The organism is Acinetobacter sp. YH12131, assembly GCF_013418635.1.
In the GTDB taxonomy this organism is placed as follows: Bacteria; Pseudomonadota; Gammaproteobacteria; order Pseudomonadales; family Moraxellaceae; genus Acinetobacter; species Acinetobacter towneri.
In genome coordinates this window covers 61,080-79,230 of record NZ_VPBQ01000009.1, presented here as the reverse complement: position 1 = coordinate 79,230, position 18,151 = coordinate 61,080, and the positions used below count along the sequence as shown (strand labels likewise).

14 protein-coding genes and 1 riboswitch are annotated in these 18,151 nt (G+C 41.9%); of the genes, 12 read left to right on the top strand and 2 right to left on the bottom strand.

The annotated features are described in order from the left end of the window. Positions 1 to 48: 48 nt before the first annotated feature. Together FTU66_RS08440 and FTU66_RS08435 are read right to left on the bottom strand one after the other, a co-directional pair. A complete protein-coding gene (locus tag FTU66_RS08440) occupies positions 49 to 633 on the bottom strand; it encodes a cob(I)yrinic acid a,c-diamide adenosyltransferase (protein ID WP_154320365.1) in 585 nt (194 codons plus the stop codon). Positions 634 to 772: 139 nt separating this feature from the next. Continuing rightward, positions 773 to 2,602 (bottom strand): TonB-dependent siderophore receptor, encoded by a 1,830-nt coding sequence (locus FTU66_RS08435; protein WP_180112629.1) that lies wholly within the window; start codon positions 2,600 to 2,602, stop codon positions 773 to 775. A gap of 35 nt (positions 2,603 to 2,637) precedes the next feature. After that, positions 2,638 to 2,862: riboswitch (cobalamin riboswitch) on the bottom strand. Between the two features lie 198 nt (positions 2,863 to 3,060). Here FTU66_RS08435 and FTU66_RS08430 point away from each other — a divergent pair. The 12 genes from FTU66_RS08430 to FTU66_RS08375 all read left to right on the top strand — a co-directional run bounded on the left by FTU66_RS08430 (position 3,061) and on the right by FTU66_RS08375 (position 18,132). Continuing rightward, on the top strand, positions 3,061 to 3,714 hold the full coding sequence (locus FTU66_RS08430) for a phosphoribosylanthranilate isomerase (RefSeq protein WP_180112627.1): 654 nt from the start codon (positions 3,061 to 3,063) through the stop codon (positions 3,712 to 3,714). After that, positions 3,686 to 4,930: a tryptophan synthase subunit beta gene (gene trpB, locus FTU66_RS08425; RefSeq protein WP_096901527.1), complete on the top strand. Its 1,245-nt coding sequence runs from the start codon at positions 3,686 to 3,688 to the stop codon at positions 4,928 to 4,930. Before FTU66_RS08430 ends, trpB begins: the two co-directional genes overlap by 29 nt. A gap of 174 nt (positions 4,931 to 5,104) precedes the next feature. After that, positions 5,105 to 5,626: a DUF1543 domain-containing protein gene (locus FTU66_RS08420; protein ID WP_180112626.1), complete on the top strand. Its 522-nt coding sequence runs from the start codon at positions 5,105 to 5,107 to the stop codon at positions 5,624 to 5,626. A gap of 203 nt (positions 5,627 to 5,829) precedes the next feature. Then, entirely contained in the window at positions 5,830 to 6,822 is a 993-nt protein-coding gene (locus FTU66_RS08415; RefSeq protein ID WP_004975070.1) for a DUF2804 domain-containing protein, read from the top strand. Between the two features lie 179 nt (positions 6,823 to 7,001). Beyond that, positions 7,002 to 7,808 (top strand): enoyl-ACP reductase, encoded by an 807-nt coding sequence (locus FTU66_RS08410; RefSeq protein WP_004975071.1) that lies wholly within the window; start codon positions 7,002 to 7,004, stop codon positions 7,806 to 7,808. Positions 7,809 to 7,984: 176 nt separating this feature from the next. Then, positions 7,985 to 10,729, top strand: a complete 2,745-nt coding sequence (gene glnE / locus FTU66_RS08405) for a bifunctional [glutamate--ammonia ligase]-adenylyl-L-tyrosine phosphorylase/[glutamate--ammonia-ligase] adenylyltransferase (RefSeq protein ID WP_096901524.1) — start codon at positions 7,985 to 7,987, stop codon at positions 10,727 to 10,729. A gap of 34 nt (positions 10,730 to 10,763) precedes the next feature. Further along, positions 10,764 to 11,690 carry a branched-chain amino acid transaminase gene (locus FTU66_RS08400; RefSeq protein WP_004975074.1) on the top strand — a complete coding sequence of 309 codons (927 nt, stop codon included), beginning with the start codon at positions 10,764 to 10,766 and terminating at the stop codon, positions 11,688 to 11,690. Positions 11,691 to 12,444: 754 nt separating this feature from the next. Then, the gene (locus FTU66_RS08395; protein ID WP_180112625.1) at positions 12,445 to 12,975 is read left to right on the top strand and encodes a hypothetical protein; all 531 of its coding nucleotides are present in this window, start codon (positions 12,445 to 12,447) and stop codon (positions 12,973 to 12,975) included. Positions 12,976 to 13,073: 98 nt separating this feature from the next. Next, complete coding sequence (locus tag FTU66_RS08390) at positions 13,074 to 13,790, top strand: molecular chaperone (protein WP_180112624.1); 717 nt, start codon at positions 13,074 to 13,076, stop codon at positions 13,788 to 13,790. Positions 13,791 to 13,793: 3 nt separating this feature from the next. Then, positions 13,794 to 16,103 carry a fimbria/pilus outer membrane usher protein gene (locus tag FTU66_RS08385; protein ID WP_180112623.1) on the top strand — a complete coding sequence of 770 codons (2,310 nt, stop codon included), beginning with the start codon at positions 13,794 to 13,796 and terminating at the stop codon, positions 16,101 to 16,103. Positions 16,104 to 16,134: 31 nt separating this feature from the next. Continuing rightward, positions 16,135 to 16,560, top strand: a complete 426-nt coding sequence (locus tag FTU66_RS08380; RefSeq protein ID WP_179990495.1) for a hypothetical protein — start codon at positions 16,135 to 16,137, stop codon at positions 16,558 to 16,560. Positions 16,561 to 16,848: 288 nt separating this feature from the next. Next, on the top strand, positions 16,849 to 18,132 hold the full coding sequence (locus FTU66_RS08375; RefSeq protein ID WP_179988668.1) for a glycosyltransferase family 1 protein: 1,284 nt from the start codon (positions 16,849 to 16,851) through the stop codon (positions 18,130 to 18,132). The last annotated feature ends 19 nt before the right edge of the window (positions 18,133 to 18,151 follow it).

Sequence of the window (18,151 nt, the reverse complement as noted above, 5' to 3'; positions counted from 1 at the left end):
GATGCAAAATCAGGGCTTTATTTTAGTTTCCGATTCTAGAGTGTGATGTCAGTTACCAATACTGTCGTTGATGTTCTTTTGCCATAACACTTCGCTGCCTCTTTCGGCACGTTGCAAGCTGCGAGATGCGACAAATAGCCAGTCAGACAGTCGGTTCAGTAATTGCAAAGACGGTGCCTGAATATTTTGATCACGGTTGTGTACGGTCATTAAACTGCGTTCTGCACGACGACATACAGCACGAGCTTGATGTGCATAACTGCATGCCAATGTACCTGCAGGTAAAATAAATTCTTTGAGCATTGGCAGGCTTTCATTCATACGGTCAATGTCTTGTTCTAGGTACTCAATTGCAAGCGGTTGTACGAGGTGGTAATTGGGGATACAGACTTCACCGCCTAAATCGAATAGCCAGTGCTGAATCAGGCTAAGCGATTTGTCCCAAGTGTTTTTGTCTTGAATGTTGCTATGTGTAATTTGTGAGCGCAATACGCCTATGCAGGCATTGAGTTCATCGACATCGCCCAGTGCATGAATGCGTAAGTCGTCTTTGGCGACACGTGAGCCATCGCCCAGTCCTGTTGTGCCTGAATCGCCTGTGCGGGTGTAGATTTTGCTTAAACGGTGGCCCATGATCGTTCCTTGTTTGAAAGTGAAAGTTGCGTTTACTTGGTTGTAAGAAATAAAAGCTGGCGCAATAAAAAAGGATAATGTCGGTCATTACATTATCCATAAACTGCGCTGTTTTAAAGTTTTTGTTGTTATGCGGGTTTTAGTAGCGGAAAGTTACACCTGCTGAAGCGAGGCGACCGCCGTTGATGTAGTAGCTGCCGCTACCGTAAGCGGTTTTATAACCTGTATCACCAATATTCTGAATGTTTGCAAAAACTTTCATATTTGGATTGATGTTATAGAAACCGTGCATATCAATTCTGAGATGCCCTGGAATCGTAATATCATCATAGGCGCTGTTGTCGTATGAGCTATTTGCCATTAGTGTGGTAGAAAAACCAATTTTGTCATCAGCCCAGCCAGTAGTTAAAGCTGCGCTTTGGCGCGGACGACGGCTTAAACTAGCATTCGTTTTTTCGTCTTTTGCATCAACATAGTTATAGCCAAGATTGATATATAGGTTGTCATCTTGCCACTTGATGTAGGCTTCACCACCTTCCATTTTGGCTTTATCAATGTTTTCCATTAAGTTTTTGGTATTGTCATAATCGATTAAGCTATCAACTTTTGTCGAATACAACGAAAATCCAGTAGAAATATTGTAAGCCAATTTCTGATCTAAACCAATTTCATAAGAAATACTTTCTTCTGGATTTAAATCTGGGTTACCACCGTAGGCGTACATATCATTCAACGTTGGCGCTTTAAATGCAGAACCAATATTGGCGTAAATACTGGTTAATGGCAGCAGTTGGTAACGTACGGCACCTTGTGCAGCAGTATGTGTGCCAAACTTTTCATTATCTTCAACACGTAGACCAAGCTGTGTATTTAACCCATTGTTTTGATATTGATGTTGTATGTAATAACCAGCAGAATCTATATCACCTTTATAAGGAGAACCATAAGAAATCACATTACCTTGAGTTTCTCTGTAAGTGCTACCTAATAAAATATTCTGGTGAGGCGTAAATTGCCACTGCCCATACAACTCAGCTTCTTGAGTTTTACTATGAATGAAATCAGTTGAACTGTTTTGATCAATATCATCTTTAAATTGTGATAAGCGAGCATTTAAAGAAAGATTAGGATTGAGATTCACACGGCCTTTTAAATTGATAATCTGATTTTTAAAATCTTGGCTGATGTTGTTGCCGTTATTATCGTATTGACTTGTTCCTTGGTTCTCACTGAAATCGACAGATGCAACATAGCCATCCTGTTCAATTCCCAGCTTTGCGCTATAGCCTTTTTGATCAAAGGATGCATTAGACGCATTTTTTGAGTCTTTTACTGGTGTGCCATCAGTCTCTAAACGCTGACCGCGAACCTGAGCATAATAACCGTCTTGGGCGAAGTCTGCACCGATGATGCTTTTATAGGTATTGTTTTCACCCATTTCACCAGTGATGAAAGCACTGTTTTTAGTTGGTGTTTTTGTGATAAGTTGTACAACACCACCAATTGCATCTGTACCGTATAGAACAGATGCTGGGCCTTTAAGAACTTCGATTTGCTTGATGTCGGTTGTATCAATAAATGGAAGCGAAGCAGCGCCAGAGGTTGCTGAATTTAGTCGCACACCGTCACGCAAGACTAATGCTTGATCAGATTCGGCTCCACGTAAGAAAATAGATGATGCTTGACCATAACCGCCGCTTTGAACAACTGTGATCGCTGGGTCAGTCATTAATAAGTCAGGCAGTGATGCAATCGGGGACTGTTCCAGAATTTTTGGCTCAATAATATTAATCCGTGCAGGCACATCTTTAATATTTTGTTCACTACGTGAAGCAGTAACAACAAGCGTATCTAAAGCAGCATTCACCACACGCTGATCTTGCGATTCTGCAGCAAAAACTGAAGTTGAAAAACCCATTGCAAGCGCAATTGCGCCCACTAAAGCAGTAGGCTGAAAAAGAGTAGACATGACTTTGCTCCATACATTCACCCCACGTGAATGATTGAGTTAAGGGCACAACAAGCAGGTCTCCGGACTTCAATGTGCCAAGCATCTTCTAATTTATGATTGCTTCGCTGTATATCCACCTTCCCATATTGTTCATACAGTGGTGTAAATCATAAGATTTAAATTGATATACGTTTCATGGTTACCGTTGCGGGGGCAGTGTTGGACTTTCACCAACTTCCCTAAAGCTCAAAGCTAGGACTCGTTGCATTTGCGCGAAGTATAAAGTCTGTATGCCATTTAAACAACGGAAATGCAGAATAATCCGCCTGAACTTCACTCAACCCCTTAAAATTGCATTACAATGATTCGCCCCAATATCTGATTTTGTTAGTGTGAACAGACAATTTAAATTTAAAAGTCACGCACAGCAAGATCAGCAAAATGAAGATTGAAAATCAGGATTAGAGTCCAAAACGATGCGTACCCGTGCCAAAATTTGCGGAATCACGCGAATTCAAGATATAAACAGTGTTGTGCATGCGGGTGCAGATGCAATTGGCTTGGTGTTTTATCCTCCAAGTCCGCGCAATGTGAGCATTAAACAAGCACAAGGCTTGCTGCAACACATTCCCGCTTATGTGCAAGTGGTCGGTTTATTTGTCAATGCAACGGCAGATGAAATTGCCACTGTATTGAAACAAGTGCCTTTAGATATTTTGCAATTTCATGGCGATGAAACACCCTTGCAATGTCAGCAAATAGCACAGCAAGTTGGACGTCGATGGTACAAAGCCATTCAGGTCAAACCCGATTTAAATGTGTTGGATGCGATAAAAAGCTATCAACAAGCAGGTGCAAGCGCAGTATTATTAGACGCGTGGCATCCTGAACTCAAAGGTGGAACAGGACACAGTTTTGACTGGTCAAAATTCCCCAAACTCGATATTCCTTTAATTTTGGCGGGTGGTTTAAACCCTGAAAATATTGAAGATGCAATTCAGACGACTCATGCCTATGCCGTTGATGTCAGTGGCGGAGTTGAGTCTGCAAAAGGTATTAAAGACCAACAACTCATAGAAAACTTCATGCAAGGAGTCCAACGTGGATCAGCAAAGTACAAATCACAATAACCCAGTGATTGACTATACCCAATTCCCAGATGCAAAAGGGCATTTTGGTATCCATGGCGGACGTTTTGTGTCAGAAACGCTGATGGCGGCTTTACAAGATTTAGAGAAATTGTATTTCCGCATGAAAGATGATCCGCAGTTTTTGGCAGAATTCGACCGCGATCTCGCCTACTATGTAGGTCGTCCTAGTCCTTTGTATTATGCTGAGCGATGGTCTAAAGAGTTAGGTGGTGCGCAAATTTACTTAAAGCGTGAAGACCTGAACCATACAGGCTCACATAAAGTGAATAACACCATTGGTCAGGCATTACTGGCAAAGTTGTCTGGTAAAAAACGCATTATTGCCGAAACAGGTGCGGGTCAGCACGGTGTAGCAACCGCGACCATTGCCGCTCGTTTAGGCTTGGAATGTGTGGTGTTCATGGGTGCAGAAGACGTCAAGCGTCAGGCCATGAACGTGTACCGTATGCGTTTACTTGGTGCAACTGTTGTACCTGTAGAAAGTGGCTCAAAAACCTTAAAAGATGCCATGAACGAAGCCATGCGTGACTGGGTCACCAATGTTGACTCTACATATTACGTGATTGGTACGGTCGCTGGCCCACACCCATATCCACAATTGGTACGTGATTTCCAGTCGATTATTGGTCGTGAAGCGCGTCGCCAAATTCAAGAGCAGGCAGGTCGTTTACCTGATGCATTGGTGGCTTGTGTAGGTGGTGGCTCTAACGCCATGGGCTTGTTCTATCCATTCCTAAACGATGCCGAAGTGAAAATGTACGGTGTTGAAGCCGCAGGTTTAGGCATTGAAACAGGCAAACACTCTGCACCATTGAACGCAGGGCACGTGGGCGTATTACACGGCAACCGTACTTATTTAATGTCTGATGCACAAGGTCAGATCATTGAAACTCACTCTATTTCTGCAGGTCTGGATTATCCAGGTGTAGGGCCAGAGCACAGCTTCCTGAAAGATATGCACCGTGTCGATTACGTGCCAATCAATGACCAAGAAGCCTTGCAAGGTTTCCGTGATTTAACCCGCATTGAAGGGATTATTCCTGCTTTAGAAAGCTCGCATGCTATGGCTTATGTAAGCAAGCTTGCACCAACGATGGATAAAGACCAAATCATTATTGCGACTGTTTCAGGTCGTGGTGATAAAGACTTAATGACTGTTGCCCGCATTGATGGCGTGGAAATGGTCGATATGTAAATCGCAAGCTGCTTGAAATAAAGCATGCTACATTTCAATTCAATCGTGCTGAAGCAATTCGGCACGATTTTTTATTTGGAGGATTGAAAAATTCTCGCTACTTTAAACAATCATGCTTAAAAAGCATCAACCTTAAAAGCCATCATGCTTAGGAAATTTGCGTAGGAGTCGGATATGCCCAGTTTATTTATCGTGATGTTAGGCGGGCGTCATGTGCGAGCCAATACTGAAGTGCATGATGTGGTACTTGCGGTAGGCGATTCTTTAGAACAGACCTATCCGCAACTCAAGCAGGCTTGGTTTGCAGAGCCGAAAGGTTTACATATTGACGCATGGGCGCAAATTAATGGTGTTGAGTTTGAAGGTAAATCCTACTATTTAAAATTTACCGATGCACAGCCGAATCAGGCAGAAAACCGACTGTATTTAATTAATTTGGGTGGATATGACCCGCGTGAGTTTGGCGAATTACATCGTTATGTTTTGGTGGTGGCGCAAAATCCAATGGTGGCAAAACAGCGTGGTAAAACCTATTTTGCTAAGCATTGGCAAAAACAACATACCGATCGGGTCTTAGAGGTAGATGATTGTATTGCCATAGATCAGGTGTATGGTCGCTATGTGCAGTTGGTTGAAGGCTCATTTTCAGGCAATCGTTGGGAAAATACCTATCTGACTTTGAATGCTGATGCTTAAATACCTTCAGAATATTGAGGGGAAGATATCTATTAATTTATATTTTGTATATTTAGTGAACGCTCAAGCCTTAAAATAGTAAAACAATCTATGCTTTTATAGTTTTTTGAACAAAATCATAAGCTGCGGGTTTTTTGTACATGCATTTGTAGGCATAATACGACCAAAGATGAATTGTTTTTAGACAATAGGGAATGTCTTCAATGGATTTAATTCAGGCGAATGGACAACCGCATTATGGACGTTTTAGTGAACTTCCCAAAAAAATTGATTATCAGGCTTATCAATATAAATCACCGTATGGTGAAGTATTGTCGGGTTGGCGTAAACGCTTAAAATATAAAAAGTTTAAATTTTGTAGTATTCAGCACGAACACTATACCATTGGGCTTGCGATTGCCGATATTGCTTGGGCAGGGCACGGTTTTGTCTATATTTATAATCACATGACGGGCGAAGTGCAGGAATGGAATGCGATTAATTTTTTATCGCGTAATACGGTTTTAGATGAGCAACCGTTATTTAATCAAAGTTTTTTTGAAAAATCGCCATTTCAAATTGAAATTCAACATGCCAATGGTGTGCGTTATATCCGCGTGACAAAATATGGTGAAATTAAACTCAGTGCGCGGATATTTTGTGCAGGCACAGACCCGCTAAGTATGTGTAGCCCAACAGGTATTAATGGTTGGACTTACACCCAAAAACTGACCACACTCGGCTGTGAAGGCTATTTTGTTAATAAAACAGGACAAACCATTCAATTCCATGAACGCACCTTTGCTTCTTTAGATGATACCTGCGGTTTTTTACGCCCTGAAACAGCATGGTTTTGGTTGTCGTGCAACTTTTGGGATACCGAAGACCGTCGTGTAGGCTTGAATCTGGCTTCTGGTGTGAATGAAAGTTTTGGCAACGAAAACTGTTTGTGGATTAATGGCGTGCTGTATCCCTTAACAGATGTGTTGTTCCAACCTGAGGATGATGGCTCGTGGAGCATTCGCTCACTGGATCATCGTTTGAATTTAACTGTCAGCACAGGTTGGCGCCGTTATGAAAACCTGAATTTGCGTCTAGTCGGCAGTCAGTTCAGCCAATGGCAAGCTAAAATTAGTGGTACTATTCAACAAGACGATACCGAAATTATTTTGTTAAACGAATACGGCTTGCTTGAACAGCATTATGCCAAGTGGTAGGGCAAGTTTTTAACCAAGATTGTACGTCACCACTTGCAGATCATCATGTGACGTCATCTATCACTCACTTGAATCGCCATTGAGTTTTTACATAAACGGCAAAAAAAGGCGCATTATGCAATTTCACTATGCGTTCAGAATTGGCATGATACTGCGAAATATATCAAGGTGAGTTTCACATGGCACAAGGTCTTTTGGCGGGTAAGCGTTTTTTAATTGCTGGTATTGCAAGTAAATTATCTATCGCATTTGGTATTGCAGAAGCATTGCATCGTGAAGGTGCAGAATTAGCATTTACTTATCCGAATGAAAAACTCAAAAAACGTGTTGATGACTTCGCTGCACAATTTGGCTCAAGCATTGTATTGCCTTGCGATGTAGGCGTAGATGCAGAAATTGAGCAAGCTTTTGCTGACTTGGCAAAGCACTGGGATGGTTTGGATGGTTTGGTTCACTCGATTGGTTTTGCGCCTGCGCATACTTTAGATGGTGACTTTACCGATGTTACAGATCGTGATGGTTTCAAAGTTGCGCATGACATTAGTGCTTATAGCTTTATTGCGATGGCACGTGCTGCAAAACCATTATTACAAGCACGCCAAGGTTGCTTATTGACTTTGACTTATCAAGGTTCTGAGCGTGTGATGCCAAACTACAACGTCATGGGTATGGCGAAAGCATCTTTAGAAGCAGGTGTACGCTACTTGGCTTCAAGCTTGGGTGCTGACGGTATTCGCGTGAATGCAATTTCTGCAGGTCCGATTCGTACGCTTGCCGCATCGGGCATTAAATCATTCCGTAAAATGTTAGACCTGAATGAAAAAGTTGCACCTTTAAAACGTAACGTGACCATTGAAGATGTTGGTAATGCGGCATTATTCCTTTGCTCACCATGGGCGAATGGTATTACTGGTGAAATTCTGTATGTCGATGCAGGTTTTAACACGGTTGGTATGAGCGCAGAATTAATGCTAGATGCTGAATAAGCATTGCATCAAGCAGATAAAACCGAAGTTTAGGCTTCGGTTTTTTTATCGCTGCATTTTAAGTAAGAGGTATTTTGCAGATTGCTGTAATTTTATTTTCTTCTTTGACGCATCTGCTGCTATAAATAGATGGGTTGACAATATTTCAAAATAAAACTGGGTTTTAGGTCTTAAAAATGAATGCGGAACAATTGCAAAAAACGTTACATGCCAGTCAATATGCAGAACAAGTCTTGGCAAATCACGAAAGCCTGTTACAGCAGGATTATGCAATTGACCAATTTCTAAAACCGCTGAGCGCAGACTATATTCATCAATTGGTGATTTCGACTTTACAAGACATTCAAGATGAAACCTTGTGGATGAAAACCCTGCGAATTTTACGCGCGCGTTTAATGTTCCGCTGGATTTGGCAAGATGCCAACCAACTCACCGATGTGGTGACGTTGACGCAGGAACTTTCAGACTTTGCTGATATTTGTGTGCAAGTAGCCAAAGATTTTGCGCGGATTCCGTTGGTCGCCAAGCATGGCGAACCGATGGGGTATAACGGTAAAGTCCAAGACCTGATTGTGGTCGCCATGGGCAAACATGGCGCGCAGGAACTGAATTTATCCAGCGACATCGACCTGATTTTTGCCTTTGATGAACAAGGCGAAACCAATGGACGCAAGTGTATTGAAGTGCAGCAATTCTGCATTTTATGGGGACAAAAACTGATCTATCTATTAGATCATATCACCGCCGATGGTTTTGTTTTCCGCGTCGATATGCGTTTACGTCCGTGGGGTGATGGTTCGGCTTTGGCGATTAGCCATGTCGCACTGGAAAAATATTTAAGCCAGCATGGACGCGAATGGGAACGCTATGCTTGGATTAAGGCACGTATTATCACAGGTGGGCAAGAAGGTTATGAACTGCTGGAAATGACCCGACCTTTCGTATTCCGCAAATATGTCGATTACACCGCCTTTGAAGCCATGCGCGAAATGAAAGCCATGATTGAGCGCGAAGTGCAGCGTCGTAATATTGAAGACAATATTAAATTGGGCGCGGGCGGTATTCGTGAAGTTGAATTTATTGTGCAGGTTTTTCAGCTGATTTACGGTGGTTCAAAACTAGAATTACAAGACCGCCAGTGTTTGGTGAGTTTGCGCCATTTGGGCGAAGCTGAATTGCTAGAGCCACAAGCCGTACTGGATTTGGAAGATGCCTATTTATTCCTGCGTCGAGTAGAACATGCCATTCAAGCCTTGAATGATCAGCAAAGCCAAGCTTTACCGACTGAACCTGAGTTACGCGCACGCATTAGCGATACTTTGGGCTTTGCCGATTGGGACAGCTTTATGCAGACCCTAAATGAAAAGCGTGTCAAAGTCATTTATCAGTTTGAGCATTTAATTAAAGAAAATGAACCCGATTCTTTGCTGGAAAATTACAGTCAGCTAGAAAAACAGCTCGATGCGGTACTAGACGATCAAGCGAAAAATTTAGTGCATGAGTTCTGGTATGGACATGCCATTAAAAAACTCACCGCCAAAGCTTTACAGCGTTTAAAAACCTTTTGGCCACACTTGATTGAAGCAGTGTTGCAGTCAGAAAATCCACAAATGGCATTGATGCGTTTAATGCCACTGGTCGAATCTGTTCTGCGTCGTACCGTGTATTTGGTCATGCTGATTGAAAGCAAGGGGGCACTGCAACGCTTGGTAAAAATGGCCACAGTCAGCCCGTGGATTTGTGAAGAATTGACGCAATATCCTGTGTTGTTGGATGAATTTTTATCTATGGATTTTGAATTGCCAAAACGCAGCGATTTGGAAGATTCTTTGCGCCAACAATTGCTGCGCATTGAACTGGATGAAGTTGAAGACCTCATGCGGGTGCTACGTTTATTCAAAAAATCCAACGTATTAACAGTTGCGGCCAGCGATGTACTGGCAGAAAGCCACTTAATGAAAGTGTCAGATGCGTTAACCGATATTGCTGAAGTGACCGCAAATGCAGCCCTGCAACTGGCCTATCAGATGATTGTCAAAAAACATGGTTATCCGCTAGACAGTGAAGGGCAGCGCTGTGGTTTGGAGCATAACGCTTTTGCCATTATTGGTTATGGCAAAGTGGGTGGCATTGAACTTGGTTATGGCTCAGATTTAGACGTGGTTTTTATTCACAACATGGATGAACAAGCCGATACCGATGGCATTAAACCGATCAGTGGTTTTGAATTTGCCATGCGGGTGGCACGTAAATTTGTGTCTTTAATGACCACGCAAACCTTAGATGGTCGCGTTTATGATGTCGATACCCGTTTACGTCCTTCGGGAGATGCGGGTTTATTGGTGACCAGTTTACGGGCCTTTGAGCAATATCAACTGAAAAGTGCGTGGCTGTGGGAGCATCAGGCTTTAGTGCGTGCGCGCAGTATTGCGGGTGAGCAATGTTTACGTGACAAGTTTGAAGTGTTGCGTTGTCAGATTTTAACCCAGCCGCGAGATGAAGCTTATGTCCGCAGTGAAGTGCTGAAAATGCGTCAAAAAATGAAAGATCATTTGGGTTCATCTAAAGAGCAAAAAAAAGATGGAATTTTTCATTTAAAACAGGATGCAGGTGGTATCGTTGATATCGAATTTATGGCACAGTATGCGGTATTAGCCTGGAGTGGGTCGAATCCTGATCTCGCCCATTATTCCGACAACGTAAGAATCCTTGAAGATGCCGCAAAAACAGGTTGCTTATCCAGCGACGATGCGACAGCATTGATTCAAGCTTATCTCCGTGAACGAGCCGAAAGCCACCGCTTAGCCCTTGCAAATCAATCCATGCAAGTCAATGCTGCGGACTGGTACGATACCCGTGAGGTCGTTTGCAAGTTATGGCAAAGATTAATTGATCCGACTGCTATGTCTGCGTTGGATTAAAATGACTATTGTATAAACATTTGGAGTGTGTGCCATGAATTTGGCTGATCGTGATGGTTTTATTTGGCAAGATGGACAATTGGTTGACTGGCGTGATGCAAAAATTCACGTCTTAACGCATACCTTACACTACAGTATGGGTGTGTTTGAGGGTGTCCGCGCTTATGAAACGCCAAACGGAACTGCGATTTTCCGTCTTCAGGACCATACTAAGCGTTTGTTAAACTCTGCAAAAATCTATCAAATGAAAGTACCATTTGATCAAGCAGCTTTAGAACAGGCGCAAATTGATGTGGTACGTGAAAACAAACTTTCATCGTGCTATTTACGTCCATTAATTTGGATTGGTTCTGAAAAACTGGGTATTGCTGCAACCAATAACACCATTCATGCTGCTGTTGCGGCTTGGGGTTGGGGTGCATACTTGGGTGAAGAAGCGATGGCTAAAGGTATTCGCGTTAAAACTTCATCGTTTACGCATCATCATCCAAACGTGACCATGTGTAAAGCTAAAGCTTCTGGTAACTACACTTTGTCTATTCTTGCACACCAAGAAGTAGCGCAAGCAGGCTATGACGAAGCGATGTTGATGGATCCACAAGGTTATGTATGTCAAGGTTCTGGCGAAAACGTATTCTTAATTAAAGATGGCGTTTTACATACACCAGACATCGCAGGCGGTGCTTTAGATGGTATTACGCGTCAAACGGTGATCACCATTGCTAAAGACTTGGGATATGAGGTAGTTGAACGCCGTATTACGCGTGATGAATTCTACATTGCCGATGAAGCCTTCTTTACAGGTACAGCAGCAGAAGTTACCCCAATTCGTGAATACGATGACCGTGTGATTGGCTGTGGTTCACGTGGCCCAATTACTACTGAAATTCAAAAAACTTTCTTTGACGCAGTTCAAGGCAAGAATGACAAATATGCACATTGGTTGACTTACGTTAAATAAGTCACGCGTGTGTACCTGAGTCAACATGATTGACTCAGGTGTGATGACCCCGTTCAGGCAATAGTTTGAATGGGGTTTTATTTTGTCTGCTATTGCGTTATGAGTTAGCTAAACATCTTGCGAGGTTTATCTCTCACGTTACAGATATAGATGAATGATCAACTGTTTCTTCGTTGAGTTGGTGGTGTGCAAATTTGATCTTTTGGATAGATTCAGCCGCCCAAAACATGGCTTTTTTATAGCGAGAGGCAATCCCTGTAATTGGTGAGATTTGATGTTAAAAAACGCTCAGTCTGTTGAATGTGATAGGAGATAGTGAATCAAATACGTGAAAAGTGTAGTAAAAATTAGACTAGAAACCGAATTTTGACCATTCTTTCAAAAATAAACCCATCTAAAATGTAACAAAAGTTAAAATAAAAATGTTATTAAAGTTAAATAAAAACAATGTGTTGGTTTAAATGTAAATAAATATATATTTTTCATTATCCCTAAAATTTGGATCACAAATTTTGGGGAGTGAGCTGCTCCCTAGTTTTTTGCGATGTCATTTAAAACAGTACTTTAATCTCGTAATTTGCTGAAATTCAAAGTTTATTAAAAATTGTGTGAAATGGGGCGTATAGATGGATTTTTGTGAGAAATACCTAAAATGAAGAAACTTGCTAAGGATTGAGTTTCAATAATTCTAACGATATCTCAAGCGAGTGAATGATTAAAAAATGGTTTTTTATAAGAGTTATGGAGAAGTGACATGTCTAAATTTATTAAAACTGCTGCTGCTTTGATTGTTTTCGGAGCTTTTTCAACGGTAACAATGGCGGGTGGTAATCATCATCCTAAACCAAACCCTAAGCCAACCCCAGTATGTAACGAAGGGCCATGTACAGGAAGTATTCCAATTCAAGTGATTGTGCCTAAGCGCTGTGAGCTGAAAGTGAAAACACCAAGTATCTCATTAAAAGATGGTGCACAAGCTTCTGGTCAATTTATGGTTGGGGCGAATGCAAACTACAACTTATTGGTCGATACCGACAACCGTGTTGGTGGAGGCAAAACAACCAAATCTGCAGCCAAATCAGGTAATCATGCAGTGGGCTTAACGGTTGAAACCAAACGTGCGGGTTCACCATCTTTGATTCAGTTAAACGATCAGCAAACCAATATTGCGCCAGGCAACAATGGCTGGAGTACTTACAATGTCTTGGTTAAAAGTGACGGTGTAGGTATTTCTAAACCAGCGGGTACCTATACCGATAAATACAACATTCGAGTGTCATTCTAATTCACTTGAACGCAATCTGAATCAGTTGGCTTTACCGACAGGGTGGAGTCAACTTTTTAGTCTAAAGACAAGCGTAATCAGACATTGTTGGGGGATGCATGAAAAAATTATTGAAATATGTGCTGGTCGCAAGTTGTTTATGTGCAGAGGCAGTTTATGCAAATTTGGTGATTTCACCGACTCAAATGTATTTGGGCGATAAAGCACGACAGCGCAGTGCAACAGTAGTCATGGAAGCCACAGACCTTACTGAACCGAAAAGCTTTGAAATGTCTGCCTACAAATGGTCGCAAAATGCACAGGGTGAAGATGTGCTAGAACCAGAACAAGACATCTTAATTAATCCTAAAAACTTTGTTTTACAACCGAATGCACAACAAGTGATACGCGTAGGTTTTAGCCGACCACTTTCTAAGGAAGAAATGGCGCAAGAAAAAACTTGGCGTATTGTTTTTAAAGAAATTGCCCCTGTGGTGGAAGAAGACGCTCTCCAATTTTTATTTACGATTTCTGTTCCTTTATTTGTGGGTAAGCAAGATGCCATTCAGGTGACTGCAACCCCGCGTTATCAAAACGACCATTTGTTTTTAGAGATAGAAAATCATGCTGCATCGCATGTGCAAATTTCTTCAATCAGCATTTTAAACCAACAAAAACAACCTGTCGCAACTACTCGTGAAATGAAATATTTGTTAAATCAACAAAAGCACAGCTTTGATATGGGGCAAATCAAACTCAGTGATTTGAAAAATTACATACTCAAACTTGAAACAGATAAAAGTGAGCAAGCCATTGAGTTAAAAATGAAGGGCTAAATCATGCATAGAACTCGACTGTTTTTTGCGCTGCAATGTGTCCTGTGGGGGATACCATTACCCGCCAATGCTGCCAATACTGAAATGGCATTGAATAGTGTCTGGCTAAATGGCGTAGATCGTGTCATTGAAAGTCTAGTGTTGCAGCAGGATGGGCAACGCTATATGGAATGCGAGGTTTTGCAACAACTCGGTTTACAGCAAGACCGTTTACAAAAACACAGCGCACAAACTCAGTTCTGTTCTGTAACCACCAATGAAATTCAGTCTGAGCAAGATTTTGCGCTGCAAGCGATTAAATTAACTGTACCTGCCAGCTATTTTATAGATGCACAATTGAGCCAAACCCATGCGATTCCGTCTAAAGCAGAGTTGGGCGGTTTTTTAAATTATGATGTGCTGTATGCACGTTATGATAATTACAATGAATTAAATGGCTTGGCGGAGCTTGGTATTTTTAAAGATTACTGGATTTTTAAAAATGGCATGATGTATCGCAAAGAGGCAGAACAAGATCAAGATAAGCTGCTGCGTTTGAATACCAGTTTTGAAATAGAATTTCCATCTCGTTATCAGCGTTTAACTTTGGGTGATAACACTAGCGTTTACAATCCTTTATTAGATACATTCAGATTTGGTGGTGTGTCTTTTGGTTCAAATTTTAGCAGTTATCCAGACTTTATTTATTGGAATGTACCCACCTTAAGAGGCAGTGCTGCACTGCCATCCACCGTCGATTTATACATTAATGGCATCAATCTATATCAGCAACAAGTGACGCCTGGGCACTATACCTTAAATACGGGTGCCAATATTCAGCAGTCGGGCGAGGCGCAAGTGGTGGTGGAAGATGTATTGGGAAATCGTACCGTGCAATCTTTTCCAGTTTATGTCACCACGCAACTACTCAAACCAGGACTGAACGAATACAACTTTTCTGCAGGAAAGCTGCGTTATGACTACGACTACGTGTCGGATGATTATCGGGAGTTTTTTGGCAACCTTTATTTCAGACGTGGAATTACAGACAGCACGACTTTAGGAACCAATTTAAGTTATAGCAAAGATGTGCAGAATGTCGGGTTGCTATGGACGCAATCTCTCAGCAAATATGCCTTGTTAGATACGCATGCTGCGTCTAGCCACAGTGATTGGGGCGATGGTTATACCTTTGGCGCTTCGTTAAGCCGTAATGGAAGCCGGGTTGCACTTGGTGCAAGTCATAAATACTACAGTCCTGAATATCGTGGTTTGGGTTATAGCGATATGACACAAACAGTGGAATACGACAACTTAGCTTATGTCAGTATTTTCAATATTCCTTTCATTAATACCTTAAATGTGAACTATCTGGAGCGCCGTTATTATCCCAATGCAAATAATAGCTTTGCAGATAGTCAAATGCTTACAGTCGGTTTTTCTCGTATGTTTGGGCGTCAAACTTCACTGTCGTTTTCTTATTATAAAGATTTGAAAGTGCAGGATAGTGACGGGGCATATTTAACACTGAATTATCAATTTGACCAACGCCGCAGTGCGCAGCTTTCGCATAATTTTGATGAGCAAACCCAGTTGCGTTATGCACAGAGCAGCCTGACGCAAAATGGTGTGGATTACACTCTTGCTGTGCGTCACCAACAAACAGAAGGGGATATTGGGGTAAATGCCTATACCGCCCTGAAAATGCCGATGGGTAATTTATATTTAAGCCACGATGAAAGTGAGAGCTTTAGCTACAGTCAAGCCAATTATCAGGGTGCAGTAGTGTGGTTAGACCGTAAATGGGCCATGACCAAATATGTAGACAATGCTTTTGCTTTGGTGAATGTTGGTGATATTCCAAATGTGGAAGTACAACGTGCCTTAACACCTGTTGGTAAAACCAATCAACACGGTTATGTGTTTGTGCACGACATTGTGCCTTACGTCAATTACGACGTGTCTTTTGATCAAGACCAGTTAGATTTGTATGACAGCTTTGAATATTCAAGCCAAAAAGTGATTGGTATGAATCAACGCGGCTATAAAGTGAATTTCCCTGTTCAGCGTACAGGATTGATCATATTGCGTTTACTCACGCCCGATCAGCAGACCTTTGTGCAGGGCAGTGAAGTGTATTTAAGTGATGATGCAACCGAATTTGTACCTGTGGGCAGCGATGGAAAAGTACATTTATATGGTGTGAAAGCAGGCAGTTATACGCTGAAAGTCAAAACCAAAGGTGGAAAAGTTTGCCATAGTTCACTTGAAGTCCCTCAAATTAAAGCAGGCACTGTTCCACAAACCAGACAGTTAGATTTGATTTGTCAGTAAGTATATCAGCAGGATGATTGAGGATGAGAACATGAAAAAATTAGGGATGGTAAAAAAATTAAGTCTAGTGCTGTGTGGATGCTGGATTTGTTTTCCTGCACAGGCTTGCACCATTGGTTCAGTCAGTGAATCTTTATTGCAAATGAGTTCACAATACCGTAGCCAGACCGCAACCAGTTTTAATGTGCGCTGTGACCGTGGTTATAGCATTCAGTTCAGCAGTCGTAATTTACGTGACAAACATGGCAGCAGCTTTGTGAATAATGGTTCACACCGTTTACGCACCAGTATGAGTATTATGGGAGCAAAAACAAATTTGTGGAACACGCCTATCGCAGGGCATGTTTCTACGACAGGACATAAATACAGTGTCGCGGTACGCTTGGATGAACAACCGAGTTTGACAACGCCAGCAGGGCGTTATACCGATGAGTTGTATATTAATTTACTTTTTTAGAGGGCTTAGATGTGCGGCAGTTCCAGACAAAATGCGCCGCGGATCAGGTATTCAGCAAACAAGATATTCAGCAGGCAGGTATCCAATATCTGCTTTTTTTATCTATTTAGAGTGAATGACAGCAAACGATTTACATTAAATTTATACATAAAACTATGTGTGCAAAACTAGGTATAGGCGATCATCGAGTTGTTAAAAAAATGACAAATGTGTCACCAAAGCATCATATTACTGCAATGCAGCTGCTCTATGCTAGCAAGCATAAAATAAGAATTGAGCAAAAAGGCGATGAGCAATGTATTGGCAAAGCAGAGCAGTAAATTAGAGCGTTACAGCGATGCATTTAAATTTCATTTCAAACAAGATCAAAAACAAAAAAGCAGCCAGCCTACCTCTGAACTCTCAGACCTTGTCCGCCCACGTTTAAAAATTGCCCTTGTAACAGAAACTTGGCCACCTGAAATTAATGGTGTGGCACGTTCATTGTTGCAGCTTTGCAAAGGATTGCAGGAACTTGGACACAAAATTTTATTGATTCGCCCTGAACAAAAACAAGCCTGCACTCAATTCCAACCGTATCAAGAATGTCTGGTAAAAGCACAAGCCATTCCTAAATATCATAATTTACAATTTGGCTGGCCGCAGTGGTCTAAACTTTCGCAGGCTTTAGATGAGTTTCAACCTGATGTGGTGCATATCGTCACTGAAGGCCCTTTAGGGCTTGCCAGTTTACATATTGCAAAATCAAAAAATATTCCAGTATCAAGTGGTTTTCACTCCGCATTTCAAGATTTTAGCCGTTTTTTCGATTTGGCATTTTTACTCAAGCCAATTCAGCACTATCTAAAATGGTTTCATAACAATACCTCGCTGACGTGTGTGCCAAGTAGCCATACTGAAAAATCATTGCGTCAGTTTGGTGTGCAAGGGCCTTTGGTGGTGGTTGGGCGTGGTGTCGATGTTGAATATTTTTCACCAGATTTTCGTTCTACCCAACTGCGAGCAAGCTGGGGTGCGAGTGAAAATACGCGGGTGATGTTGTATGTAGGGCGTTTATCACCTGAAAAAGAAGTCAATCTTATTATTAATGCCTATCAGCGTATGCCAAAAAATACCGAACAGCCTGTGAAATTGGTGATTGTTGGAGATGGGCCAGACCGTGAACGTTTAGAAGCCATGAACGCTCAGGGAGATATCATTTTTACAGGTAGTTTAAGTGGCACAGCACTTGCACAAGCCTATGCCAGTGCCGATGTGTTTGCTTTTGCCAGTCAGGTCGAAACCTTTGGCAATGTCGTGTTAGAAGCTATGGCCAGTGGCTTGCCTGTCATTGCTTATGACTATGCTTGCGCACGTTTACATCTAAAACCGAATGAAACAGGCTGGTTGAGTCCACTCGGTCAGCCAGAAGATTTGGTCGGTCATATCCACCGACTTCCCGATCTTACAACCCTTAGACAGATGGGCGAACACGCCCGCAAAGCGACTTTAAATATTGGCTGGCAGTATCCAGTCCAACAATTTGAGCAGGCGTTATATCTGGTGGCGAAGGAGCTACACATGCCATCTTAGCTATACGCCAAAGAGGAGA